Annotated in this window: 28 protein-coding genes, 2 pseudogenes and 1 riboswitch; of the genes and pseudogenes, 12 read left to right on the top strand and 18 right to left on the bottom strand. The window is 40.6% G+C overall.

The window, feature by feature from the left end; translation table 11 throughout:
* Positions 1-88: 88 nt before the first annotated feature.
* The 3 genes and pseudogenes from AC0VX1_RS04050 to AC0VX1_RS04040 all read right to left on the bottom strand — a co-directional run bounded on the left by AC0VX1_RS04050 (position 89) and on the right by AC0VX1_RS04040 (position 3,063).
* Positions 89-857: pseudogene (locus AC0VX1_RS04050) on the bottom strand (arylamine N-acetyltransferase family protein).
* 198 nt (positions 858-1,055) lie between these two features.
* Positions 1,056-2,036 (bottom strand): NAD(P)H-quinone oxidoreductase, encoded by a 981-nt coding sequence (locus AC0VX1_RS04045; protein WP_413022266.1) that lies wholly within the window; start codon positions 2,034-2,036, stop codon positions 1,056-1,058.
* Between the two features lie 181 nt (positions 2,037-2,217).
* Positions 2,218-3,063, bottom strand: a complete 846-nt coding sequence (locus AC0VX1_RS04040; RefSeq protein ID WP_475469983.1) for a manganese catalase — start codon at positions 3,061-3,063, stop codon at positions 2,218-2,220.
* Between the two features lie 261 nt (positions 3,064-3,324).
* Here AC0VX1_RS04040 and AC0VX1_RS04035 point away from each other — a divergent pair, with 261 nt between their 5' ends.
* The 3 genes from AC0VX1_RS04035 (at position 3,325) to AC0VX1_RS04025 (ending at position 5,092) form a co-directional block, all read left to right on the top strand.
* Complete coding sequence (locus tag AC0VX1_RS04035) at positions 3,325-3,843, top strand: DUF2243 domain-containing protein (protein ID WP_057275556.1); 519 nt, start codon at positions 3,325-3,327, stop codon at positions 3,841-3,843.
* Between the two features lie 46 nt (positions 3,844-3,889).
* A complete protein-coding gene (locus AC0VX1_RS04030) occupies positions 3,890-4,615 on the top strand; it encodes a cytochrome c oxidase assembly protein (protein WP_413011425.1) in 726 nt (241 codons plus the stop codon).
* Between the two features lie 111 nt (positions 4,616-4,726).
* Positions 4,727-5,092, top strand: a complete 366-nt coding sequence (locus AC0VX1_RS04025) for a carboxymuconolactone decarboxylase family protein (protein WP_098864922.1) — start codon at positions 4,727-4,729, stop codon at positions 5,090-5,092.
* A gap of 57 nt (positions 5,093-5,149) precedes the next feature.
* On the opposite strand, the gene AC0VX1_RS04020 is transcribed toward AC0VX1_RS04025, so the two are convergent.
* A complete protein-coding gene (locus tag AC0VX1_RS04020; RefSeq protein ID WP_063577311.1) occupies positions 5,150-5,782 on the bottom strand; it encodes a spore coat protein in 633 nt (210 codons plus the stop codon).
* A gap of 178 nt (positions 5,783-5,960) precedes the next feature.
* Here AC0VX1_RS04020 and AC0VX1_RS04015 point away from each other — a divergent pair, with 178 nt between their 5' ends.
* Both AC0VX1_RS04015 and AC0VX1_RS04010 read left to right on the top strand, forming a co-directional pair.
* Positions 5,961-6,104, top strand: coding sequence for a hypothetical protein (locus AC0VX1_RS04015; protein WP_176548603.1), 144 nt, complete (start codon positions 5,961-5,963; stop codon positions 6,102-6,104).
* A 99-nt stretch (positions 6,105-6,203) separates the two neighbouring features.
* Entirely contained in the window at positions 6,204-6,713 is a 510-nt protein-coding gene (locus tag AC0VX1_RS04010) for a DUF3231 family protein (RefSeq protein ID WP_063577312.1), read from the top strand.
* A 91-nt stretch (positions 6,714-6,804) separates the two neighbouring features.
* Here the strand turns inward: AC0VX1_RS04010 and AC0VX1_RS04005 are convergent, their stop codons facing one another.
* The 7 genes from AC0VX1_RS04005 to AC0VX1_RS03975 all read right to left on the bottom strand — a co-directional run bounded on the left by AC0VX1_RS04005 (position 6,805) and on the right by AC0VX1_RS03975 (position 13,878).
* On the bottom strand, positions 6,805-6,975 hold the full coding sequence (locus AC0VX1_RS04005) for a hypothetical protein (protein WP_153246124.1): 171 nt from the start codon (positions 6,973-6,975) through the stop codon (positions 6,805-6,807).
* Positions 6,976-6,997: 22 nt separating this feature from the next.
* Positions 6,998-8,779 carry a phosphomethylpyrimidine synthase ThiC gene (gene thiC, locus AC0VX1_RS04000; protein ID WP_053533829.1) on the bottom strand — a complete coding sequence of 594 codons (1,782 nt, stop codon included), beginning with the start codon at positions 8,777-8,779 and terminating at the stop codon, positions 6,998-7,000.
* A gap of 135 nt (positions 8,780-8,914) precedes the next feature.
* Positions 8,915-9,029: riboswitch (TPP riboswitch) on the bottom strand.
* A 116-nt stretch (positions 9,030-9,145) separates the two neighbouring features.
* On the bottom strand, positions 9,146-9,934 hold the full coding sequence (locus tag AC0VX1_RS03995) for an HAD family hydrolase (RefSeq protein WP_034306430.1): 789 nt from the start codon (positions 9,932-9,934) through the stop codon (positions 9,146-9,148).
* A gap of 151 nt (positions 9,935-10,085) precedes the next feature.
* Complete coding sequence (locus AC0VX1_RS03990; protein WP_475469979.1) at positions 10,086-10,631, bottom strand: histidine phosphatase family protein; 546 nt, start codon at positions 10,629-10,631, stop codon at positions 10,086-10,088.
* A gap of 243 nt (positions 10,632-10,874) precedes the next feature.
* Entirely contained in the window at positions 10,875-11,327 is a 453-nt protein-coding gene (locus tag AC0VX1_RS03985; RefSeq protein WP_191930716.1) for a hypothetical protein, read from the bottom strand.
* 324 nt (positions 11,328-11,651) lie between these two features.
* Positions 11,652-12,791 (bottom strand): zinc-dependent alcohol dehydrogenase, encoded by a 1,140-nt coding sequence (locus AC0VX1_RS03980; protein ID WP_098864918.1) that lies wholly within the window; start codon positions 12,789-12,791, stop codon positions 11,652-11,654.
* 157 nt (positions 12,792-12,948) lie between these two features.
* Positions 12,949-13,878, bottom strand: a complete 930-nt coding sequence (locus AC0VX1_RS03975; protein ID WP_057275547.1) for a glycerophosphodiester phosphodiesterase — start codon at positions 13,876-13,878, stop codon at positions 12,949-12,951.
* A 957-nt stretch (positions 13,879-14,835) separates the two neighbouring features.
* Here AC0VX1_RS03975 and AC0VX1_RS03970 point away from each other — a divergent pair.
* Positions 14,836-15,711: an ATP-binding protein gene (locus tag AC0VX1_RS03970; protein ID WP_413011403.1), complete on the top strand. Its 876-nt coding sequence runs from the start codon at positions 14,836-14,838 to the stop codon at positions 15,709-15,711.
* Between the two features lie 61 nt (positions 15,712-15,772).
* Here AC0VX1_RS03970 and AC0VX1_RS03965 read toward each other — a convergent pair whose 3' ends face one another.
* Both AC0VX1_RS03965 and AC0VX1_RS03960 read right to left on the bottom strand, forming a co-directional pair.
* Positions 15,773-16,606 (bottom strand): ABC transporter permease, encoded by an 834-nt coding sequence (locus tag AC0VX1_RS03965; RefSeq protein WP_475469975.1) that lies wholly within the window; start codon positions 16,604-16,606, stop codon positions 15,773-15,775.
* A 22-nt stretch (positions 16,607-16,628) separates the two neighbouring features.
* Complete coding sequence (locus tag AC0VX1_RS03960) at positions 16,629-17,396, bottom strand: ABC transporter ATP-binding protein (RefSeq protein WP_475469973.1); 768 nt, start codon at positions 17,394-17,396, stop codon at positions 16,629-16,631.
* Between the two features lie 382 nt (positions 17,397-17,778).
* Between AC0VX1_RS03960 and AC0VX1_RS03955 the strand changes: the two genes are divergently transcribed.
* Positions 17,779-18,768 (top strand): ABC transporter substrate-binding protein, encoded by a 990-nt coding sequence (locus AC0VX1_RS03955; RefSeq protein ID WP_063596612.1) that lies wholly within the window; start codon positions 17,779-17,781, stop codon positions 18,766-18,768.
* A 29-nt stretch (positions 18,769-18,797) separates the two neighbouring features.
* Positions 18,798-19,691 carry a TauD/TfdA dioxygenase family protein gene (locus AC0VX1_RS03950; protein ID WP_057275543.1) on the top strand — a complete coding sequence of 298 codons (894 nt, stop codon included), beginning with the start codon at positions 18,798-18,800 and terminating at the stop codon, positions 19,689-19,691.
* A 149-nt stretch (positions 19,692-19,840) separates the two neighbouring features.
* On the opposite strand, the gene AC0VX1_RS03945 is transcribed toward AC0VX1_RS03950, so the two are convergent.
* Positions 19,841-20,428: a DUF6241 domain-containing protein gene (locus tag AC0VX1_RS03945; protein ID WP_475469971.1), complete on the bottom strand. Its 588-nt coding sequence runs from the start codon at positions 20,426-20,428 to the stop codon at positions 19,841-19,843.
* A gap of 136 nt (positions 20,429-20,564) precedes the next feature.
* Here AC0VX1_RS03945 and AC0VX1_RS03940 point away from each other — a divergent pair.
* A pseudogene (locus AC0VX1_RS03940) lies at positions 20,565-20,684 on the top strand (alpha/beta hydrolase); the annotation flags it as partial.
* 123 nt (positions 20,685-20,807) lie between these two features.
* Here AC0VX1_RS03940 and clpP read toward each other — a convergent pair.
* The 3 genes from clpP to AC0VX1_RS03925 form a co-directional block, all read right to left on the bottom strand.
* Complete coding sequence (gene clpP / locus AC0VX1_RS03935; protein ID WP_034305312.1) at positions 20,808-21,392, bottom strand: ATP-dependent Clp endopeptidase proteolytic subunit ClpP; 585 nt, start codon at positions 21,390-21,392, stop codon at positions 20,808-20,810.
* A 30-nt stretch (positions 21,393-21,422) separates the two neighbouring features.
* Positions 21,423-22,130 (bottom strand): sigma factor, encoded by a 708-nt coding sequence (locus AC0VX1_RS03930; RefSeq protein ID WP_475469969.1) that lies wholly within the window; start codon positions 22,128-22,130, stop codon positions 21,423-21,425.
* 328 nt (positions 22,131-22,458) lie between these two features.
* Positions 22,459-22,785: a hypothetical protein gene (locus tag AC0VX1_RS03925; RefSeq protein ID WP_475469967.1), complete on the bottom strand. Its 327-nt coding sequence runs from the start codon at positions 22,783-22,785 to the stop codon at positions 22,459-22,461.
* A gap of 359 nt (positions 22,786-23,144) precedes the next feature.
* On the opposite strand from AC0VX1_RS03925, the gene AC0VX1_RS03920 reads away from it, so the two are divergent.
* On the top strand, positions 23,145-23,666 hold the full coding sequence (locus AC0VX1_RS03920) for a tyrosine-type recombinase/integrase (RefSeq protein WP_063592669.1): 522 nt from the start codon (positions 23,145-23,147) through the stop codon (positions 23,664-23,666).
* Positions 23,653-23,847: a hypothetical protein gene (locus AC0VX1_RS03915; RefSeq protein ID WP_053533812.1), complete on the top strand. Its 195-nt coding sequence runs from the start codon at positions 23,653-23,655 to the stop codon at positions 23,845-23,847. The genes AC0VX1_RS03920 and AC0VX1_RS03915 overlap by 14 nt, the downstream gene beginning before the upstream one ends.
* 126 nt (positions 23,848-23,973) lie before the next feature.
* On the opposite strand, the gene glsA is transcribed toward AC0VX1_RS03915, so the two are convergent.
* Positions 23,974-24,915 (bottom strand): glutaminase A, encoded by a 942-nt coding sequence (gene glsA, locus AC0VX1_RS03910; protein ID WP_475471695.1) that lies wholly within the window; start codon positions 24,913-24,915, stop codon positions 23,974-23,976.
* Between the two features lie 477 nt (positions 24,916-25,392).
* On the opposite strand from glsA, the gene AC0VX1_RS03905 reads away from it, so the two are divergent.
* The gene (locus AC0VX1_RS03905) at positions 25,393-25,599 is read left to right on the top strand and encodes a hypothetical protein (protein ID WP_264640298.1); all 207 of its coding nucleotides are present in this window, start codon (positions 25,393-25,395) and stop codon (positions 25,597-25,599) included.
* Positions 25,600-25,963 lie beyond the last annotated feature (364 nt).

The following is a 25,963-nucleotide window of genomic DNA, read 5'->3' as shown; positions in this document are numbered from 1 at the left end:
CATCCTATGGAAAGACCATTCTATAAAAAACTGTCTAGAATGGAAAATCTTTCGATAAGGATGCCTTTGATATTCAGATTTTTTTATACTATCTATCGAAGTGCTGTTTCATTAACTCTTTAAATCGTGTTCCATCTATTTCTTCTTTCGTCACTTTTCCATTTTCCCACTGTGTAAAGGAAGTATCGGTTAAAGTGATGTTCCCGCTGTTTGTCAACCGGGTGATTAATGGATGTTTATTGAATGGCGATTGGGGATTTTCCCTGATGATCGTTTGGACCTCATTAAGTTCCGTTACATTTCCCACGGGTTGTGAAGAATCGAAAGCATAGCCTATTCTCCAATCGCGATCTTTATGTTTCAGTTTTAATTCAAGGATATGATCTCCATGATCGGTACTTTCTTTTTTTTATCCTGAATTCGCCATTTCGGGAAACGACCGTTTGCCCGTTCAACGGAACTGGTTTTAATGGCAGATTCCCGCCAAAACCCGTATCGATCAAATAGGTTTGGCCCTCATGGTTCAATAGAATGGTGACATGTGTCCTTCCTATGGTCATCCACCCCTGATTATAGATGACACCACGAACCAAAGATACATCAAAGTCATTTTCCAACAGGAAAAAATAAAGGGCTGAATTCAATTCATAGCATAATCCCCCCTCATTCCTCAGGAGGACTTTGTTCATGATATTCGCTTTATTGATATCACTCAGATGGGATGCCATGATTGATAAGTTTTCAAAAGGAATGGTTTTCGCTGTCTTATCGAGAATTTCGTCTAATTTCTCAAATGTCAGTTTCACATCTTCCTGGAGCCCTATTCTTTTCCTGAATAATGCATTCAGTTCATTCATTAAGATTCCCCCCTTAGACAGATACCGGCGAAGCGTATCTTGACTTGTATATATTCATTATACTTTGTCCATATTTCATCCTTCAATCAATCTGCCATCAGCTCCACCTTTTGCTTATCACCTAAAAAGAGGTCGCCCAATCATGTCTTAATCCTGGGCAACCTCCCCCATTCATGCACCGAGGCAGTTTTTCTTTAATCATTCATTTACCTGTAAGATGATTTTACCTACATTCTTATTGGCTTCCATATGTTCATGCGCCCTTTGTACCTCTTCAAAAGGGAAGACATGGTCCACGATTGCCTTGATTTCATTTTTGCGGAACAACGGCATTGCCTTTTTAGCGAATTCTTCCGTTAACTCTTTTTTATATTCATCACTCCGGGGAGTTAGTAGAGTGCCTTTTAATTGAACTCTTTTTAAGAGAAGTTCCATCAGGTTCACCTTCTCGACTACAGTTCCGCCTAGAATGCCTATCAGTACCCATCGTCCATCAGTTTTTATGCTTTTAAGGTTTTTCTCCCAGTAAGAAGCACCGATGAAATCCAGGATAACATCCACTCCTTGATTATTTGTAGCTTTCAGGATTTCCTCATCAAAAGCTTGTTCTTTATAGTTGATACAGATATCCGCTCCTAGTGAGTGACAGAAATCCAATTTTTCCTTTGAGCCTGCTGTAGTGATGATTTTCGCTTTTGTCAGTTTTTTTGCCAGTTGGATAGCTGCAGTGCCTACACCGCTTCCGCCAGCATGAATCAATACCGTTTCTTGATCCGTCAATTCACCTAACCAAAACAAGGTTTGGTACGCAGTCAAGAATACTTCAGGAATCGCTGCCGCTTCTTCAAATGACAGGTTATCCGGTATCTTCATTGCACGATCAGCCGGCATCAAGGCATATTGAGCATAACCGCCGCCGTTTACAAGGCCCATCACCCTCGTCCCCGATTGTATATTTGCTCCTTCCCCTGTTTCCACCACTTCCCCGGAAACTTCAATCCCCAATATTGGATTGGCCATATAACCGGATTTCCCTTCCCGGGAAACAATATCCGTTCTATTTATCGCAGACGCTTTAACCTTTATTAATATTTCCCCTTTACCGGGCACGGGCTTTGAAAAATCTTTAAATAGTAATTGTTCTGCACCACCCGGTTCTTTAACCACTACTGCTTTCATTTACCCCACTCCTTACCATTAAATTAGTGACCATCCTTTTAAAATGGTTTGTCTTGAAGATGGAAACTATCCTACTCCAAAAAATATCCACAAGCAAATAATTAGGTTTTGGCAAACAAGATAGAATAAAAAAAGTCGATGTCCCTTTCGGGGCCATCGAGCTTTTTTTGAAAAGTTTATATTATCTTTTATTAAACGATTGACTTCTATCCAGGTCATGATGCAATTGTGCTGCCGGAACCTTAGGGTTAGGAATCTGTCCTTTTGCGACTGGTTCAGCTACATAAACAAAATCTCCCGTACCATCTGGGGCGCTTCCTGTTGCCCACAGGCCATCTGCCGATTCATTACCTTCCGACAAGTTCCAGAATTCGTACGCTTCCGGTTGAGATTCCATTTCCGCTTCCGGTGGGAATGTTGCGGGAACAACCACGCCATTTTTTTCTTCAAGTTCTGCAATGGCCGCCATCCATTGATATTGGTGGTAACGATCACGGGCTAACATTTTACGGAAGGTAGCACGTACCCCTTCATCTTTTGTCATATGATATAAACGGGCCACTTGAAGGCGTCCTTGACTTTCAGCATGCAGATTGGATCGCATGTCCGCTAATAAATTTCCGCTGGCTACGATATAAGATCCGTTCCAAGGCACCCCATTCGAGTTGGTTGGCAGTCCGCCAAGACCGCTTACGAGCAAATGCTGGGGATTGATACCACCCATGATCGCTGCTGTAGCAGGATCTTTTGCGGCTTCTGCTTGATCTTCCGGAGAAGCGCCATCAAGCAATTGACTAATGAGTGAACAAAGCATCTCTACATGTCCAATTTCCTCTGTACCGATATCCATCAGCATATCTTTGTATTTTTCTTCTCCACGGCAGTTAAATCCCTGAAAAAGATATTGCATCATGACAGTCATTTCCCCAAACTGTCCACCTAACACTTCCTGAATTTGACGGGCAAGCATCGGATCTGGTCGATCTACCTTAACTTCAAATTGCAATTCTTTTTGATGGCGAAACATATTAACTCCTCCTTTTTTAGATGATGTACGGTTTTTTATTACCCGCCTGTACATGCTTAAAACCATAATTCAGTTATAATGAACAATAATTAGAAGAAATTTACATACCATTAACATTGATAACTGAACTAATAAGCCAAGGATTTTCTTTGTGCTATGAATCGCTCAATAAATAAGATATATAAAAGGTCCATCTACCTGTCTATAACTTTAAAATACAGGGTAAAGTAGAAAGAACCATAGGAAAAAGGAGGATGAAAAATGGATTTCAAGCCCCGAAATCAAAGAGATCAATCCATTTCAGAATTACGTTATACTTATTCCGCTCGTAACCTATGGTCCGGTTTTCTATTCGGGATCGGATTGGTTGCATTCATCGATGAAGCCATCTTTCATCAACTATTACATTGGCATCATTTCTATGACAAATCCACAACCAGTATCGGGCTTATCTCGGATGGTTTATTTCATGCCCTAAGCTGGTTCGCAACGGTCGGGTCGTTATTCATGTTCGCTGACCTTCGCCGTCGAAAGGGGTTATGGCTGAAAAGGTGGATAGGGGGAGTTTTGCTCGGGGCTGGTTCTTTCCAGTTATATGACGGAATCATCCAGCACAAGCTCATGCGCCTCCATCAAATCCGTTATAATGTCGATATTTTCCCATACGACTTGACTTGGAACATTGCCGCTACAATCATGATCTTGATCGGCATTACCCTCGTCATTCAAACAAGGCGCAGCTTACTTAAAATGAAAGAAGACGCCAGCAATGCACAGTAATGGACATATTCATGATAACGGAACTGGTTTTGAACCGATTTTATTGATGCTACTCATGCCGGGTTTAGTGATTTATATCGCAGCTGTCATCGTTTCGAACCGCCGCTATAAAAAATGGCCATTATACCGTACCTTCTTTTGGATTCTTGGCACTCTCTGTGCAGCCTCTGCAATCATAGGCCCAATAGCCAATCGTGCGCATATGGACTTCACGGCGCATATGGTTGGTCATTTACTGCTTGGAATGATTGCACCCATCCTGCTCGTGCTTGCTGCACCCATTACGCTTGCACTGCGAACACTTGATGTACAATCAGCAAGACGCCTTTCAAAGGTGTTGAAAAGTTGGCCGCTGCGATTTTTAAGCAATCCAATCACTGCCTCTGCGCTTAATATTGGAGGGCTTTGGATCCTTTATACGACTGGTCTGTACCGGTTGATGCATCAGAATGCCCTTCTGCATGCATTAGTGCATTTTCACGTGTTCATAGCGGGCTATCTATTCACTGCGTCTATGATTTATATGGACCCTGCACCCCACAGGTTCAGCTTCATGTTTCGAGCTATCGTATTTACAATTTCACTGGCCGGCCATGATATCCTTTCTAAATATATTTTTGCCCACCCGCCAAGCGGAGTCACCAAGGTACAAGCGGAAAATGGCGGAATGTTAATGTACTATGCTGGTGATGCGATTGACGTTGCACTTATATGCATCCTTTGCTATCAATGGTTCAAAGCCACCCGGCCCAAGGGGTCACTTGCCTTGTAGGAAGGCGGTTCCATGATTACTTCGGTAAACTCCTGCGTTTCTGTTTAATCGTCCAACATTTAGCTCATACTAATTTTTGATGAAAAAATTTTGGATGGAGCTGAATGAAAAATGGAATATGAAGCGAACAATTCTACTGAAAATGCTCTTCGTGATTATAAAGCTGGAATCGGTGTCTTTACGCATAAAATGCCAGATCTTGCTGAGAAATTCAATTCATTTACGGAAGAGTGCTTTAAAGAAGGTCAATTGTCCAAGAAAGAAAAACAGCTTATCGCACTAGGAATAAGCTTATATTCACAAGATGAATACTGTATTATCTATCATACAAAAGGATGTCTTGATCAAGGCTGTTCCGAACAAGAAATTCTTGAAGCCATTGGTGTGACCGCGGCATTTGGAGGAGGAGCAACCATGAGTCAGGCTGTTACCCTCATCCAGGAATGCATTCAGGAAATAAATCAGATGAAACAATGATAAAGAAGGGATAGGAGAATCAGTCCTATCCCTTCTTTATGTTATTAATAACTGCTTTTAATGACTCATGTTGTTGTTATTTCCTTGTGCGGGGGCATACGAATTCATCATTTGTTGCATATCCTGCTGTGCAAGCTGCGGAACTTGGTAATAATGATGTTTGTTTTGATATATCGAAATCTCATAGGCCATTTCAATGCAGTTCGGAACGGAATCTGCAAATACGCGGCGAACCACCGGATTCGTTATTTCAAGCGCTGCCATCGCCTTCATGGATGCCGCAGACTTAACAGCCGCAAGCATCAAGCCTGAAATGCATTCATCCGTAATTTCCGATACGGATTGCAAAGGTTTTTTGGGCTGAGTTGGTGTCAATCCATATATAAAATCGTTACCTTGATTCATTTTGTAGCTCTGAGTTGGTTTAGAAGGATCCTGGCCCGTTTGGAAGCACTCCAATGAAATATTATATTCATCTTGGATGAACTGATATTGACGATCCAGAATGTCGAGTAATTCCTGATCTTGGACATGCTGACGCAAAAGAGTATACGTGTTTAAAGTACCGATCGCTCCCGACAGCACTTCATGTACATCGAATACTTCGTGACCACCGTGATTCAATTGTGGGGGGATGGCACCCGTTTGCATGTTCTGGTGTACTTGACCTTGTTGATATTGGTTTTGCATTGTATTTCCCTCCTCATTTTATCAATCAAGCGAACACGTTTAGTATGTTAAACCCCAACAAGATTATTCAATCTAAACTCTTCCAAGAAGACCAATAAACTGCTGCATCATTTTTTCTGTATAAAAAAACCGTGGCGCTTTAAACTATAAACACTTTATATACATGGGAGGATTTCTAATGACACATCAATGCTTCTATTGTAGTGATGTCACGGAAGAAAAAAAAATCCATATAGTAACATTTCAAATTACTGACACGGATAGAAATGAAATGCTGTGTGATGAATGTTATCAAGAATGGCTGCAAGGAATAAAAGGGTAAGCATTAAAAGCCCTCTAACATTTCCCAAACACCAACGATGCATGCTTGGATGAATTCAGGGTAACTTAAATTCGTTAATGAATTTCAAGGAGGATGGTTATGGGAATTTTAAGCGGAAATCCGAAAGATGAGCCTATGCATTACGGAGAGGTTTTTGGAACATGGGCATTTCTAACAACTACAAAAGGGTTGATTGCCTGTCATCAAACCATGCTTAATCATACTGGCGACAAAGACCTGCATAAATTGCTTGTTGAAGTGATCGATCAAGGGAAACAGGAACATGACCAACTTGAATCATTATTAAAAGAAAATAACGTAGGACTGCCTCCCTCACCACCTGAAAGGCCTAAAGCTAATTTGGAGGATATTCCCGTCGGGGCACGTCTTCAAGATCCTGAAATCTCCGCTTCAGTATCAATCGATATTAATGCAGGATTAGTTGCTTGCAGCCAAATGATGGGTCAATGCATCCGCGAAGATATTGCACAGATGTTTGCGCAATTCCATACCAACAAAGCTGCATTGGGTGCTGACTTCCTAAGATTGAATAAGGAAAAAGGATGGCTTGTCCCTCCTCCCCTTCATATCAATAAAACAAGTATGTAAATAATAAGTAATGATAGATCCCCTTAATCATGTTTTGTAATCGAATCAACATGATTAAGGGATTCATTCCATAAGGACGATTAAGGAATCATTACCATTGAAGACTTTCGATCAAGTGGCACTTTGTACATTGTTGACTATAATCATTTTTCACAAATTCATGGTTGCAATTCTCCCGAAAAATATTCAGCTCCCTTTTCAGCTGCTCCAATTGAGTTTCCAACTGTTTCATTTCAACTTTTATCTGGATTACCCGATTCATCGAATTCTCCCTCTCGTCGGAATCATTGATAGATTTTTCCATCCGTTTTCCTAAATTCATTCGCTTTTTCTTTAAGCCCTTCATCGATTACCGACTCAAAGCCCAGACCCTTTTCCTTCGCCAAATCACGGATGTCCTGAGAGATTCTCATACTGCAGAATTTCGGTCCGCACATTGAACAGAAATGGGCTGTTTTGGCACCTTCTGCCGGAAGAGTTTCATCGTGATATTCAACCGCCCTTTCAGGATCAAGGGAAAGATTGAATTGATCTCTCCAACGAAATTCGAATCTAGCCTTCGAAAGGGCATCATCCCGTTTTCTTGCCTGCGGATGGCCTTTTGCAAGATCAGCTGCGTGTGCTGCAATTTTATAAGTAATGACCCCTACCCGAACATCCTCTTTATTCGGAAGTCCCAAATGCTCTTTCGGTGTCACATAGCAAAGCATGGCCGTTCCAAACCATCCAATCATGGCAGCACCAATCGCAGAAGTGATATGGTCGTATCCAGGAGCTATGTCCGTCGTCAATGGTCCCAGGGTATAGAATGGTGCTTCTTGACAGACTTCCAGCTGTTTATCCATATTTTCTTTAATCAAATGCATCGGTACGTGACCGGGTCCCTCCACCATGACTTGAACATCGTGCTTCCAAGCAATCTTCGTCAATTCCCCAAGTGTTTCCAATTCCGCAAATTGTGCCTCATCGTTTGCATCTGCAATGGATCCCGGACGGAGACCGTCACCTAATGAGAAAGAAACATCATACGTCTTCATGATTTCACAAATCTCTTCAAAGTGTGTATAGAGAAAGCTTTCTTGGTGGTGAGCCAAGCACCATTGTGCCATGATGGAGCCTCCCCGGGAAACAATACCCGTAACTCGCTTTGCTGTCATTGGGATGTATCGCAAAAGCACACCAGCGTGTATGGTGAAGTAATCGACACCTTGCTCAGCCTGCTCGATTAATGTATCCCGGAATACTTCCCAATTTAAATCTTCCGCGACCCCATTCACTTTTTCCAATGCTTGATATATCGGAACCGTCCCAACAGGCACAGGTGAATTCCTGATAATCCATTCCCGCGTCGTGTGAATATTCTTTCCTGTGGAAAGATCCATTATGTTGTCTGCACCCCATCGTGTAGCCCAAGTCATTTTCTCCACTTCAGCTTCGATCGATGAACTGACAGCTGAATTTCCAATATTCGCATTTATCTTCACGTGAAAATTACGTCCGATGATCATGGGCTCACTTTCAGGATGGTTAATATTTGCCGGAATGATTGCCCGCCCGCTAGCTACCTCTTCCCTTACAAACTCAGGGGCTACATTTTCCCTGATCGAAATGAACTCCATTTCTGGAGTAATGATCCCTTTGCGGGCATAATGGAGCTGGGTTACGTTTTTCCCTTTCACCGCACGCAATGGTTTTCTTTTCAATCCCGGAAAAACTTCGGCATTGGATTGTGACTCCACTTTTCTATATCCGTTATCTTCCGGCTTTATTTCACGCCCTTCATACTCTTCAACATCTTCCCGTTCCAGAACCCAGCTGCGTCTAATCGGGGCAAGGCCTTTATGAATATCAATCGGATATTCTGAATCCGTATAGAAGCCGCTTGTATCATATACACGTAAAGGCGGATTCTCCTCTTCGCCGAATGCCCCTGTCGTCGGACTTAGCTCAATTTCACGCATAGGTACTTTAATATCGGGTCTAGATCCCTCAACATACACTTTTTTACTCCCGGCAAAACTGGACATAATTGAAACGTTCATGTCATTTACTGAATTACTCTTCATGATTTCATTTCTCCTTTTTAAGTTCATTTAAAAAGGACAAAATCCAATCCATTTCGCACGAAAAAGCCAGGTCTCATATTTAAGACCCGGCTAACGTTAGTATGACTACAGAAATGACCAGTTGAAAGGTCATCGTTAAGTAGATTCTAACTTCCCCACGCTGGTATGAACCAGATCAGGTCCTGAGGGTTAAGAAGCTTAAGCGCTTCTCTCTCAGCCCAACTTTTATTGGACACCCCTAGTCTGAATAATTTAATTGATTACAGGGTAACTATATCTCACCCTTTTCATTCTGTAAATAATTTAAAAGACCTAGTATTTTCTCTGCAATCATCTAAAATTTGTTATTTGGAGGAGGACCGCCAATTAATTCCCCAGGCTCCCAAGGATAGGGAAAAGCTCCTCTAAATGCGTGATTTCGTAGGTTGGAATCACTTCATTCCGTTCCTTATCATGGCGATTTATCCAAACCGACTTTATGCCTACCCGTGATGCTCCAAGGATATCGGTCATTAAATTATCGCCGACCATCAATACTTCATCCTTATCTAGCTCCATGATTTCCAAAGCATGCTCAAAAATGGAGGCATCCGGTTTACCTCGTCCAAATGCGCCTGAAATTACGATTTGGTCGAAATAAGGAACCAGTTCAGGCGTTATTTCAAGTTTGGTATTTTGCAGCTCAGGAGATCCGTTCGTAAGCAATAGCAATTTGTACTTCCCTTTTAATTCATCCAGAACACGGAATGTTTCTTCATAGATAAATGGCTTTTTGCGTCTTTCGGCCGGAAAACGTTCTGCCAGTTCAAGCCCAAATTCCGGGTCATCGATCCCTAATGCCTTCAAGCCCCTCGTCCACGCTTCTTTCCGATAAGCCGGTACAATCCCGGCCATCTTCCGGAATTCATCATGATCATCCTGAAAATTCCCCCATAGTCCCTCAAATGGGTTGATTCCGATCATTTGAGTGAATGCATATGTATCGTAAGAAGAATAAAGATCACGCGCTTCCTTCCGCACCGCTTCTTCAAACTCGTCGACATTCAGACCATATTTCTCCTTGGCAACTTCGCATGTGGCCACAAAAGCCTCTTTTACACTTTTCTGATCCCATAGTAATGTATCATCTAAATCAAAAAAAACTGCCTTCAGCAAAATGTCCACCCCTCTTTCCCCAATATTGAATTCGTAAAAATTACACTATTACAATAATAAACCACAACCAATAAAAAAAGAATAACTATTCGGAAAATGCATGCCTCTTTCTTCGCAAAATGGCTTACCTTTTCCCGGGGGAACCATATATTCATTTCCCTTTTCCGCTTTCAAATACATACAATTTTCCATTACTGGCAATCTTGAACTTTGGACCGGTGAACCCCCGTCGGATCAGCTCTTTCCTCATATATACCATGAGGGCGGCATGACTCACGATCAGAACATTCCTTTCCCCCTTTGCAAAGATTTCATCCAATACTTTTTTGATTCTTTGCTCAGCAAACTTAATTTCCGCCCTTGTCTGCTTGTTGATCACCGAGCAGCAGCGAATCCAGATGGCCCAAAGGATGAACGGCAGCTTAATCCTTCCTCTCAGAGGGGGAGAAGGTATTTCCCGCAGCTCCTCCATCCGATGAACCGTGCCTGGAAAGATGTGTTCCGCTGTCTTGACGGCTCTCGACATATCACTGCAATAACATTCCTGCCATTCCTCCAAGCCAAATAAAGTCGTTCCATAAATAATATCCGCTGCATCATAGTCCACAAACCATTGCTTCATATCATCCGCCGTCACAGATTTCCCAGTAGGAAATTCATGTGCCACCTTAAAATGCCGTACCAAACCAATTTTCATATATTCTCCTTTATATCTTTTAAAATATTCGTTTCTATTTCTTATAAAAGCCCTTAACAATATATTAACCTATGTAAAGCAATATAATAAATGCAAGTTGAAACCATTAAAAACCTACTGAGCGCCCCTTGTGTATGGTTAAAGGTTCTCACAGATTGTGTCACTGCAAGCATTTAATTATCATAAGGAAAAATATTATGGCCATATGTAAAAAAGAGAAAGCATATCGCCTTCTCCTTTCGTTTAATCTATGAATTGGAGTTCTGTTATCTTACATCTTTTCCTGAATTTATATTTCCCGCTCAAATCACTGAATTGATAATCATTTAGGGATTTCCCCAGTTGTTCCTTTAGTTTATCCGCCGTGATGGATTCCTCAACTGTCTCTTTCCAATTTTCATTTCCCATTATCTCTTCGAACGGAATGGTAGTCAGGACCTCATCATATATCTGGATGCTTTGATCGATGCCGAAGCTGCCATAGATACTGCCATTTTCATCGGCAAAGATATGCTCCGATTCCAATTCTTCCACCAGTACTTCCAGATATCCCTTTGCCTTAACAGGCTTGATGGCAATCTCCGCTTCTGCCTTTACAGGTCCCAATCTCTTATCGATGATCTCTATCGTCAATTTAACGTGAACGGGCGGATAACCAAACCCTTCACAAAGTTCTGCTGCCGAGTTATATACCATCTGAACATCCTCCTTTTGTCACTATCATTATATAATATAAATACTCCATTTCATTACCAAAAACCCTTATTCAAGTTCACTTGGCATATTCTCCTTCATCAATTGAAGGGTCAGTCGTCACATTTCCGGATTCCCCTGAAACGAATCCACCCATTATAGTAAAAAAATCAGTGTAAACCTGATTTCTTCGGTTCAAAGGCATAACTATCATTCATATTTCAAACCTCTTTTATACGTTTATCCATAATAAACCATTAACTATTTATGAACATAACCAAAAAGTCCAATGCAACTCCATGCATTGGACTTTTTATGAGCTTCAGATTACGGCTTTAGCACCACTTTAATACATTCATCTTCATGATCGTTAAAGATTTGATAAGCCTCACTCGCTTTTTCGAGAGGGACTTTATGGGATATGATTTCCGTGGGGTCGAACTTTCCAGCCGTGATTTCATCAAAAAGCTTTGGCATGTAGTGAATGACTGGTGCTTGTCCCATTTTCAGGTTAATGTTTCGCTCAAATATATTGCCTAATGGGAACATATTATATTTCGAACCGTATACGCCAGTCAGTTGAATCGTGCCGAATTTACGTACGGCGTTAAGGGCAATCTCGATCGCACTTAACGTTCCACCCTGAAGTTTCAGCTTTTGCTCAATCGCCTCTATCGTCGATTTCTTCCCATCCATTCCCACACAATCTATAACTACATCGGCCCCGCCTGAAGTGATTTCCTTAATGTAGCTGCCCATATCGTTATATTCATCGAAGTTATACGCCTCTACCTTATTCATCCGTTTAGCCTTATTGAGTCTATAAGGTAGATTGTCGATGGCAATGACCCTTTTTGCTCCTTTCATCCAAGCGAACTTCTGAGCCATCAAGCCAATCGGTCCACAGCCCAATATCGCTACCGTATCATCTTTATTGACGCCAGCGTTCTCTACACTCCAATATGCGGTTGGCAGCACATCGGACATGAACAAAAGCGACTCATCTTCTAGTTCGCATGACTCTGGGATGACAAACGGCATGAAGTTTCCATATGGTACCCTTAAATATTCTGCCTGCCCGCCTGGATAGTTCCCATATCGTTCCGTAAAACCAAAGTACCCGCCTGTATCCACCGCTTCATTAGGGTTGGAATTATCACATTGACTCTCCATATCATGTTCACAATAATAACAGTGCCCGCAAGAAATGTTGAAAGGCAGGACAACCCTATCCCCTTTTTTCACCTTTGTCACTTCCGGACCCACTTCTTCGACGATGCCCATCGGTTCATGGCCAATGACATAATCTTTATGCGTCGGCAAAGCCCCCTGATATATATGGAGGTCGGACCCGCATATAGCTGTTGAAGTCACTCGGACGATAATATCATCCTTTTCCTGAAGTTTCGGATCTTCAACCTGTTTTACCTGTATATCTTTTGCTCCTTGAAAAGTTACAGCCTTCATAATCAACCTCCTAAAATTTTCTTGATTTATTTTATATACCCGTCCGAAAGACTACTAAGCCTATGGACATCTAATTTCCCCAAGAATTAATCGCCCATTATGCTGCACCTGGATACAAAAAAAAGCTCCGGAAACCGGAACTCACATTTGAATCCATTTATTTAGTAACTTTATTTCCATTATCTTTGTGTTTATACTCACTTAGTACCTCGTTGAACACATCGGGATAATTCGTAAACAGCCCCGTTGCACCCCACTCAAGCGCCTTTTTCATATCGGCTCTTTCATTTACTGTATATGGATGGAATTGGAGGTCATGGTTTCGAACCATCTTCACATATTGTCCGTCAACTTTACTGAAGTTCGGGCCAACGCCAACTGCATATTCCTTTATGGATTCCAATTCTTCATCGGAAATGGTTGCTTGGGTCTTGTATGAAAAAAGTTGCACAAGAGGTAACTTTGGATTCAAGTCATGAACCTTCATAAGGCTTTCTTTACTGAACGATTGTATTAATACATTGTTTGTACGGCCCTTCGAATCCACCATTTTATATTCTTCCAGAACCTGCAGAAGTTCTTCTTCCATCCCTGGATACACATCAGGGGACTTTGTTTCGATATAGTAATTGGCCTTCTTTCCAAACTTCTTAAAGACTTCTTCAAGAGTAGGGACCTTTAACCCTTCATATCCCTCTTTTGCCAATTGTGGATATTTTTCATTGAACCAAGTACCGGCGTCCAGTTTCTTGATTTCTGCCAGCGTTAAATCCTTCACAAGTCCAGTACCATTCGTTGTACGATCCACTTTTTCATCATGCATTGCTACCAATCTACCATCCTTGGTCATTTGAAGATCGATTTCTATGTAGTCGCCTTTCATTTGTTCTCCCATTTGATAAGCGGGAATGGTATGTTCAGGTGCATAACCAGAAGCTCCCCTATGTGCGACATTCACAATTTTCTTCTCATGAATAGATGAATTGGAATGATTTCCATTTGCAGCGGAGGCCCCCATTGAAGTAGCCTGCAATATAAAGGCCGCACTCATCATACAAAAACCGAATTTCTTTAGATTCGTTTTCATTTCCCTCTCTCCCTCCTATTATTACCATTATTTTAAAAGGGGAATGTGAATCTACAGCGAATATAATGTAAAGAAATAATATAGTAGTTAAAATGGTTAAAATAACCTATCAAAAACAGGGCATTCATGCAGTTCTTTCTACCTAACCAAAAAGTTAAATGAAAACTTTATTGTTTGATTAATGATAAGAAGCCTCCTAAAAGCCTCTTTTTCTAAAAAAATATAAAATGTTTCTTGGCATGTACATATTGAAATGGTAGAAAAAAACGTTCGTCCAAATGATTATAACTAAATATTTCCAAACCCTCCGCATTTCTTAACTCCTTACTCCGCTTTTATGCAAGGCATGCTTCTTATTCAAACAATTTAAGTCTTCCATACCTATAATAAAACCAAACTTATAGGCGCTAAATTCCAGATATTAGATAGGATGTACCGATGTTGACACACCTTTGTGGCCCGGACAGGATGTTTTCCTTAAATCCTTTACCTTTCCAAAATATAGATATAAAGGTTATCGATGACAAAATCTATCTTTTTCTGATTTACAAAAAACTAGTATCATATTACTATTAAGCAAACAGAATATTAATACTAAGGGGAATTATGTTAAAAAATTATCAATATTATCAAAACAAACACCGATTTATACTGAAGGTTTTCATGGCAATGATATCCTTTTTACTATTAGTTGGGATTTCTGTATCACCTATAAGTTGGAAAGATAATCCCTACGAGATGACATTACAGGTCATTTTAATATCGGGGATGATAATTTCTCTGTTATTTTTCTTAAAAACAGAAGTCAATTTTTATAAAACCCTATTCATTTTTTTAATTACTGTTTATTTTTATAGCAAATTTTGGATATTCCCGGATACTGCCATCATGCTGGCCTTATTTGCTATAGCACCCTTGTTTCCCATTTTTCTCTTTGATAAGATCGGGTTTTATATTGTGGCCAGTTTAAATATCTTATTAGGTCCCGCTTCCATCTTGATCATTTCAAAAACGGATCTTCAACACACTTATGAATATGTCGCTTTGGATAGTTTCGGCAACACGCTTAATTTCATCGCTATACAAATCATATTGGTATTCGTATTCATAGGAACCAATAATAGGATGGAATCCAATAATGCATTTCATAAGGAAATACAGCAGGCCAAGCAATTGAACTCAGTCGGACAGCTAGCTGCCACTATTGCACATGAGATACGTAATCCGATTACAGTCGTTAAAGGGTTTGCCCAGCTATTAGATCAAGAGAAGGAACTGAATGAAACGGAAAAATTTTATGTACAGACCATGCTTACGGAACTTGAATATACACAAGTGATTATCAATGACTATTTGTCTTTAGCAAAACCGCAAACGGATAATGTACAGGTCATTCCTTTAAATGATGAAATCCAAAAGATTTCCGACCTATTAACCAGTTTTGCCAATAATCGCAACATCGGCTTTCTTCTCGATTTCCGTGACGACCTGCACATTAACATGAATCCCATCGAGCTTAAACAGATACTGGTCAATATCATGAAAAATGGAATTGAGTCAATGAACAAACCCGGATTCATCAAGGTGGAAACAGAGCAGGAACGCACTATGGCAAAAATACGAATAACGGATACAGGAATAGGCCTATCAAAAGAACAGCTTGAAATACTTGGCACCCCATTTTACTCGCTTAAAGATAGGGGAACCGGTATCGGTCTGACCGTTTGTTATTCCATCGTTCAAAAATACAAAGGGAAAATCGTGGTACAGAGCGAAGTGAACAAAGGAACATCGTTCACCATTTATTTGCCCTTATATAAAGAAATAGATTAAACATACATACCTAATAAGAAAAAGGATGCCCCCCCATCACCGGGCGGTCATCCTTTTTCAATTACGCTTTAAAGCTATCTTGCCATTTCAGCAAATGATTTTCTAAAAGGCGGACAAACGAGTCTGAGATTTTACCAGCGAGGGCAAATATGATGATGCCTACGAATACGACGTCCGTTTGCATGAATGAACGGGCATCCTGGATCATGAAGCCGACCCCTCTATCCGCACCAAGCAATTCAGCGACGACCAGGCACATCCAAGCCGCACTTAAGGCTAAACGGATACCAAGTAATATGTTAGGCAATGCTGCCGGAATCATGAGCTTCGTTATTTGTTCCCGACGGCTAAACTCCAAGATTAGGGCAACATCGTAGAGTTTTTTATCCACATTCCGAAGACCCAAAAAAGTTTGTAGATATAGAGGAAAAAAAGCACCTAAAGCAATAAGCAGCACTTTTGATAGTTCACCAAACCCGAACCACATAATGAATAAAGGCGTGATCGCGAGTAAAGGAACCGTTCGTAACATTTGAATGCTTGGGTTAAGATACTCTTCGGATTTTTTTTGCATCCCAACGATGACACCAAACAATAAGCCTAAAAACCCACCTAAGGCAAAGCCAAGAAAAGCCCGCGTTAAACTGATCTGTAAATGCACGCCCATTTCCCCCGACTGGACGAGATCAATGAACGTCATGACGATCAATAAAGGGGATGAGAACAATTGGGCAGGCAGGATGCCAACCGAACCTAATGCTTGCCATGCAATCAACACGACAACGGGAAGTACCGAACCCCGCAATGCCGATTTGGCAAGTTTGGATTGTTTTGTCGTTTCCCTTATGACAAGGTGCTTGTTTTGTGCAACGGTCTGTGTAGACATAATTTTCATCCTTCCTTTTTCAAAAATTCAATTAAATGCTCCAATCTTCCACCTCTGCTGGATGATGTTCAAGTTGTGTTAATATGATGGACCTGAATTCCTGGAACGCTTTGCTTGTTCGGGTTCTTGGGTATGGCAAATCAATCGGAACGATAGCTTTAATCCGTCCAGGCTTTGCATCCATGACGACCACCTTCCTCGATAAAAAGATGGATTCATCAATATCATGGGTGACAAGCACCATCGTTGTCTTATTCCTCTCCCATATTTCCAGTAAAGCCTCTTGAAGATGCGTTCGCGTGAATGCATCCAATGCACCGAATGGCTCATCCAGCAATAAAACTTCAGGATTACGCAATAAGGCCCTGGCAATGGCAACACGCTGCGACATTCCTCCGGATAATTGGCGTGGATACACCTTCTCAAAACCTTTTAGTTTAACAAGTGATATCAAATCATCCACCCTTTTTCGAATGTCCGGTTTCTTTAATGGAAGGTTACCTGCAATATTCTTCTCCACGTTTAGCCATGGAAATAATCGGTGCTCTTGAAAAATGAAACCACGGTCTTTAGATGGGGCGCTAACCTTAAGATTCCCTGCCATGATCGTGCCATCAAAGTCTGAATCAAGTCCTGCAATCAACTTTAATAATGTGCTTTTCCCGCAGCCGCTCGGACCAATGATGGTTACGAACTCACCATTGTTGACGGTTAGATTTAAATGATCCAAAACATGGACACTTTCATTCTCATTCTTAAATGTTTTGCTTACCTGATTAATTTCTAATGTCGCAACCAATCCCCTCACCCTTTCTCAAATAAAAAAAAAAGAGATCCAGCAATAAGGCACAAATTGTCCTTTTGCTGAATCTCTAGTTAACTAGTCGATTCAATATTTCATTTTATATTAACTTATCGATTATTTATAATCAACACCTAATACCAATTTATTTTATCGGATTAATCGTTAAAAAATAATTGACAGATAATTCTAACAGCTGTTAAGATGCATTCATACACAAATCCGCTTCACACTGGAGCCAATTAAATAAAGGTCATGTGAATCAACTGGACTACCGGAGATTCAATGAAGAGTAACCAAGCAAACTCTTCGTTGAATCTCTTTTTTGTCATTAGTCTGACTATCCAGATGTGTATAGCTGTAAAAAAGGAGGGAATTCATGAAGGAATATCGTAAACATCTAACCGCAGTACTACTTGCCATCATTAGCATCGCTGTATTGGCAGGCTGTAATTCCGATGCCGGCAAAGCTTCCGGGAAAAGTGATCCACTGAAAGTTCATATTGCCTTAAATGGCAAGATGGGACCATTGGTCATTGCAAAGGAAAAGGGATTGTTCAACGAAGAGTTTTCTAAATTGGATGCCCAAATCGAATGGAGTGAATTCCAGAGTGGTCCCCCGCTTTTGGAATCCCTTGCTTCCAATCGGGTTGACCTGTCCTTTTTAGGGGATGGTGCACTGATTGCCGGCATTGATAAGAATCTGCCATTCGAAGTGATTGCACAAACAGGCCGGGGTGAGTCATCTGTCCGGATCCTGGCTCAAGCGGAAGGTAATATAAAGCAGATTGAAGACTTAAAAGGAAAAACGGTCGGTGTTGCCTCGGGGACAACGGGTCATGTGTATTTAATCAAGGCATTGAAAGCCCATGGCTTAACGACTGATGACATTAAACTCATCAATTTGCAACCAGATGATGCTCAAGCGGCTTTTGAAACCAAAAAATTGGACGCCTGGGCAATATGGAACCCCTATTACCTTAATAATATTGAAAAAGGGAATGCTGTCGCACTTAAAGTAAAAGGAAAAATATTAGCTCCTGGTGCAATCATTGCACGTAACGGCTTTGCCGAAGAGCATCCTGAAATTGTCGAGGCCTATTTAAAGGTTTATAAAAAAGCAGCCGACTGGCAAATTGAAAATCCAGATGAAGCATCTGAAATTTATTCCAAAGAAACTAAATTGCCAGTCGGTACGGTCAAGACAATAATAACGGCCGAAGAACCAAATATCTTCTTTACCGAAGATGCCATCAAAGCACAACAAGAATCCATCGATACTTTAGCTGGTGTGGGTTATATCAAGAAATCATTTAATTTTAAAAATCACATCAACAATGAATACATTGATGAAGCCTTTAAAAAATAAAAAACTAACCTTACAGGAGGAGATTGATTATGACGGAAACTAAAACACAACAATTGAAAGTGGTACCGGTAGCTGGAAGGATTGGAGCGGAAATTCAAGGAGTGCAATTAAACGGAGACTTGGATTTAACTATTTTCAATGAAATCAAACAAGCGTTAAACGATCATAAAGTCATATTCTTCAAAGGTCAAAATCATTTGGACGATGCCAGCCAAGAAGCATTTGCCAAACTATTGGGTGAACCTTATGCACATCCTACAGTACCGGTCAAAGATAATACTAACTATATTTTCGAGCTTGACTCCGAACGCGGTGCTAAAGCAAACCATTGGCACACTGATGTCACTTTCGTTCCAGAGGTTCCTAAATACTCTGTTTTAAGAGGGGTAACCATCCCTGATGTTGGCGGAGATACAGTTTGGGCCAATACGAATGAAGCATATGAGGACCTGCCGGATGGATTGAAGAAATTAGCGGACGGACTATGGGCAATCCATACAAATGAATATGATTATGCTCAATTCAAACCAGCCGAAAACATTGATGATGAGGTTAAAAAGAAATATCGTGATATATTCGAATCGACCATTTATAAAACAAGGCACCCAGTCGTTCACGTACACGCCGAAACCGGAAAAAGGCATTTGTTATTAGGTGGCTTTGCTGGTAGAGTGGAAGGCTATACAACAAGTGAATCCGAAAGATTATTAAGCATCTTCGATTCATACGTCACTCGCTTAGAAAATACCGTGCGTTGGCAATGGAGTGAAGGCGACGTGGCCATTTGGGATAACCTAGCCACGCAGCATTACGCTATTGCCGATTACGGGAACCAACACCGCGTCGTTCGCAGGGTCACAGTAGGAAAAGACGTTCCCGTAAACAAGGAGAACGAGTCCAGCAGACTAATTGTTAAGAAATAAAACTCCTGTATCGAAGGTAAGCTTCCTTTACTGACTGCCCTATAAGCGAATGAAAACATTCAAACGGCCTTATTGCAGGAAGTTTGAGTGTTTTCTTTATTGACAGGACTAGCCAACTCGCCCTTTGGCATTTTCAGTACTTTGTCCCCTCATTTAAAATTAACTTCAATGAATTCAACCTCTTCTGCCCGACTTAATGTTCCATGGGCTTTTCCAACGGTGCCTTCTTTATCTTCCCAAAAGAAGTTATGGTCCTGAACGATCGTGCTAAAATCAAAGGCTCGCCACCGGGCAGCGATGGACAGCAATCTATCTCTATGCTGAAAATCACTTGAATCCACTATTTTATAAACTTCTTCTATAATCTTAGGGGACATCGGTATAGATCCCCATTTATCTTGCGAGCGAACCTTTTGATGAGTCATTTTATGCATGACGTCCATGACTTCCGTTTCGGTTGAGCTCTCATCAAGTCCCGTTTCAAATTCAATCCCATCATATATCGCCGTTTTCGCTTCAAGTTCCGCAGCTTTAGCTTTCGCTTCCCTTTTGGCTTCGATTTTTTCATCTTCTCTTTCTCTTTCAATTTGTTCTTTGGCTTCCCTGGCCTCCATTACGAGTTGAGCTTTTTCGTACTCATTGGAGTTCTCCATGATTTTAAAGGAAGCAACCCCCACCCCGAATAATGCAACAGCAGAGATTCCACTAATAAGTAAAACCTTTTGCGGTTTCTTCATAAAAACTTCCTCCAAGATTAATAATGTCAGATACTATTTATTTTAACATATTAAATGGATGGACTATCCAGAAAAGGAAGACATCCAAACCCAGATATCGATAATTACCCAACATACCATTCCATTTTTTCCAGAAGATTCATTCGTCACTTATTGCATACTGGATGACACATATAATGCAGCAACAGTATACAAAGACAAATTGATAATACCGGGTGCCGGGCATTGTGAAGCTAAGGTAGTGGATTTGGAATAGTATTGAAACAAGGTATGGGGTTTTGTGGATAAATAGATGGAGTAATGTAAAAAGGTAAAAAAACTGCCAATCTAATATCGGCAGTTTCTTTTCGTATTAGTACAGCCAGCGTCTTTATCAGAATTAATTATCCTGAACGATTATTTCATCGATTATACCGTAATCCTTCGCCTCATTTGCACTTAAGAAGTAATCGCGATCTGTGTCCTTCGCCACCTTTTCGATAGGCTGACCGGTCCTTTCGGAGATGATTTGATTGATATGATCCTTTAGCTTCAAAATCCTTCGGGCAGAAATTTCGATTTCCGTTGCTTGCCCCCTCGCCCCACCAAGCGGTTGATGAAGCATGATTTCACTATTTGGCAAAGCGCACCTTTTCCCTTTCGTACCCGCCAATAAAAGCATGGCACCGAATGATGCGGCCATCCCCGTACATACAGTCCGGATATCAGGCTTAATATATTGCATCGTATCATAAATGGCGAAACCTGCACTGGTCGATCCCCCGGGACTGTTTATGAAGATGGTAATTTCTTTATCAGGTGCATCTGCTGCCAAGAATAACAATTGGGCAACCACACTATTGGCTAAATGATCGGTGATTTCTTCCCCAATCATGATGATACGGTCTTTTAGAAGTCTGGAATAAATATCGTACGAGCGCTCACCCTTGCTGGATTGCTCAATTACATATGGAATGGTGGTCATATCTCTTCTTCCTCCTAACAATAATATTGGCTATGCAGCCATTGAGAGTGTGTTTGAAGGAGTGAAGCTTGATTTGGAAAGATTCGAACGATTCATCAGTTTAGGAATCACCGACTCACTGTTCAGGGATTTGAAAGATGGGATGCTTTTAATGAGGATATCAGGATTTTGGGCTTTTAAAGCCTGTGTCATCAGGGACATGAGACGCTGCTCCTCCTCATCCTGCCAAACTTCCACGCAAGACAACCTACGATCTTCAACGTCATTCTCAAAACGCTTCTTCACACGGTTCAAGATTGCCTTTACAGCCGTTTCCGTGGTGTTCAAGTAATCTGAGATTTCTTTTGACCGGTAGAGGAATCCTTCTTTTAATATGAACACTACCGCTTGTTTCGGGGTAAGGGATTTTATTATATATTCAACCGTTTCAAAGACATTTCCCCCAACTGCCCCCAGTTGTTCGGTATCCAACAGATCGTCTAAAGATTCTTTTTTCCTTTTTCGTATCGTATCAATCCAGGAATGTCGGGCTATCGTCTTCAATAAAGCTGTGGTTATCACCGTTTTTTTTCCATAGCCCTGCATTGCCTTCAATATCGTTTCCTGAGCCAAATCATCCCCATCCCAATTATTTTGGGTCAGAAATCGGCAAAACCGAATCAATTCAGGATAAACTTCACGCAAAATTGTACCGTTATCCTTTTCTTCAGAAATATCTTCCCTCAATTTATTTATCATTTTTCTCACTCCTTCAACACCCTCTATCCTCTAAACGTTTCAGAAAGAGAAAAAGATATGGGGGCGAAAAATTTTCCTTCATGCTTCATTATATTCTATTCCATTTTTTCCATTGGATTTCCTTTCATACTAAAAACCTGTTTGGTTAAGATCCAAACAGGCTAAAATAGGCCTCCCCCCGGTGTACCCGGTTTGTCACCAATCATTTCAGTGTAGACCATTACTCCCGTGCATTCCGCTCCATTCCAATAAGCCAGCCAGACGCTTGGATGTAACGTATCTGATGCCTTTGTGTGAATCCTGAATTCGATCCATAGGAAATCTGCTGCTATTCTATGTGTTCAATGCATTCGACCGTGTATTCGCTAGGTTCCATTTCGTTTACTTCCATACCAAACCAACTAGAGGAGCGACTCTCATTAGCGCTATCTTTACAATAGTTCACCATAGATCCTGCTGGCTTTTCTTCAGACTCTTGATCGCTCATCTCTTCAAAATTCACCGACCGCTCGTTATGACGCTCGCTGTCTGACTTTTCATTATCCAGGTCTGCGAACATGAACATGCAGTAAAAAACCAAAACCATAATTGCCATGTTAATCAACCTTGACATTATAGGGTGTGATTTTTTCAATATAGCCAAAACTCTCTTCATGGTGGTTTCCCCAATCCTGCTAAAGCATATTACATTCAGAATGAATTAATTCATCTATTAAATATCCATCAATAACACTAGTTTAGAAAAATATTACTATTTTCATTATATCAAGTTCCAGAAGTTTTTATTGCCATTATTCAATAAACAACTAAAAAATACTCCGAACCCTATAAAATGGACAGTCCAAAAAATATCAATACACCCCTCAAATTGACTTCCCTCCTTTTTCAGTGTTACTCTTAAAAGTATACATTCAAAATACTGATTCCATTGGCGTGAAATAAGGGTGATCACTTTTGCCAAAAGAACATTTAATAGACGTTCAACCAATCAGATCATCGGAAAAATTAGATGATATGAAATGGTCATTGAAAAGACATTGCAGCGAGAGAGACTACATATTGTTCTTGTTAGGCATCAATACCGGCTTACGGGTGACTGATCTATTATCGCTGAAGATAAAGGACATTGAAGGCAAGATGGAGGTCATCATCAAGGAAGGGAAAACAAAAAAGCCAAGAATGATACAGCTTAATACTATATGTAATGAATTGGCCGCCTATATAGCCACCATTGATGGTGAATGGCTATTCCCCTCACGCAAGGGCGATAAGCCAATAAGTATGATACAAGCTTACAGACAGCTTAATAAAGCAGCTGACATGGTGGACATCGAGGGCGTCGGTACACATACCATGCGGAAAACATTCGGGTACTGGCACTATAAACGAAGTAAGAACCTCGCTGAGTTACAAATGATCCTTAACCATTCACACCCTGTAATTACACTTAAGTACATTGGGGTTGCTGATGAAGGAACAGAGGGCAGCTTATATGACTTTACACTATGGGAGGACGGAAGAAATGTCACTGACTGAATACAATGCAAAATATGAATCTATCATTCGCAGCAATATTTCCGACAGGCAAAAGGCATTGAAGTTAGCTGATCTAATGACCGATATGGAAGGCCAGCTAAAAAATGAAATCGGGGAACATCGAAATAAAGAGGTAAATGCTTTATATAAAAAAGTATCTCTTTTCTCCAACTTGTTATGAAATAGTCCTAAGACCTTGCCCTTATGTGCAGAGGTCTTTTTTTTGCCTTGAAAGTAAAACTTGTTTCCTTAAGGCTTTACACTGAACTCAATTAACATCCGACTGACTCGGTACTGGTTTCCATGTTTACAAATTAAACATACTTAAGGAATACTTTTTCGCCATCATTTCCAAGATTTTTATCCCGGCAACGCTGTTCCCCTTCTCATCCAGCGCTGCACCATAAATTCCAATCCCGCATTTTCCGGGGACGGCTCCCATGATTCCCCCTGACACACCGCTTTTAGCCGGTATGCCAACATTTATGGCAAATTCACCTGATGCGTTATACATGCCGCAGGTAACCATGAATGTCTTGCAAATACGGGCAATGTCCCCTGGGATGATTTGCTTTCCCGTCAGTAAATCTTTCCCATTCATGGCAAGCACACAGCCTATCCTCGCTAAATCCTGACTGTCCATTTCAATGGCACACTGCTTCGAATACAATTCGATTAAATCCTCCACATCCTCATTTATTACATGATGCTGCTTTAAAAAATAGCTTAACGACCTATTCAAGTCTGCTGTATTATATTCTGACCGGGCAACATCTTCATTAAAGCCGATATTCGGATTTTGCGTCAACTCCCGGATAAAATGTAAAATACGCTGAAATCGCTCGGTTACACTGGCACCCTCTATCATGTGGGTCACAGTCAATGCTCCTGCATTAATCATGGGGTTTAACGGCTTGGATGGCTTGTTTGTCTCTAGCTTGGCAATCGAATTAAAAGGATCCCCAGTGGGTTCCTTTCCTACATAGGAAAAAACATGATCCTCCCCTTTTTCCATTAATACAAGAGCAAGTGTCAAAACTTTTGATATGCTTTGAAGGGTCATTTTACCGCTTACATTCCCCGCACAATATCCTTTCCCGTCAGGATAATAAATAGCAACAGACAAATCCTCAGGATTCGCCTTTTCAAGAGCCGGTATATAGTTTGCCACTGTTCCGTTACTCGTATATTTTTTTGCCTCATCAACCAGTTGCTGTAATTCTTGATTGGACCTGCATTGACATCCCATATTTTTCACAATTTTCCGCCCCTTAGAAAATTTGTTTTGTGAAGTGTTCCTAGATAGTGTTTTTTTATTTATTACCATATTCCATCGATATTATTAAAAATACTGCGAAGCGGCTACTTTCCTGGTCTTGGATTTCCTAAATAATCATTCTTTAAAGAAATTTTTAAATGCTCCTCCATTTATTATTTACTGATTTTAATTCACCCTTTATAAGGTCTTGCTGTACCTCCCTCCTGTTTAATGCACAGGTTCTTTTTTAAAGAATAAAGAAAAACAACATATATAACAAAGGTCAAGCTGTAAGACAGGTGGGCTAACGCCTTGTAAAAAAACAGGGGCAACCTTCTCTGTTCTTTAAAGATTTAATTGAAAAAAGAAGGAATTAGAAGCGATCAGACGGAAATATAGAACATACGAATATTATCGCATAAGAAGCTTTCATATGTATCTCACACTTGATGGAAAGTAGGAAAGGTCATGGGAAAATCAAAAAGTTTACAAGAAATCTATAACGCCAACCGTCCAGAAAATAATGAACTTTTCCGAGCGATACAACAGCAGCTACAAATGAAATATCCAGACAAACGAATGACAGCTACGAGAACCATGCAAATAATTGTGGCTGATAGTGTTTCATCTGGAGAGCTGCGTAATGTGGGAGCCCGCCTTCTTTACAGTTTATAAGGATCTGTGATTCATAAGCCCTTTAAAATTTCCGAACACAGAAACGGTCTCATCATTGAAAGAATTTCTAAAAAAATGGCGTTGAATAAAGTAAATAGAAGAAGTATATAATCCAACTGGTTATGATCGAGCCTGAGACCTAACGATCGAGCTTGAATCAACATGGTACATATAATTTGGTTCGTTTCGTAAACAAACTTCATTCTTTCGCCTACGTCGTGCACCCGGTGCAATGATTTTTGCCTTTGGAAAAGTCTCAGATATTTTATTACTCAATTTCAATATATACCTACTTTCAACTGGTGAGTAAAAATGCTCAAAAGATAAAGATTGACAACATTTTTAGAGTGACTCATACTAGTAG

It is taken from the genome of Peribacillus sp. QJM3NY_7, assembly GCF_056173225.1.
This window is presented reverse-complemented; position numbering and strand designations above follow the sequence as displayed.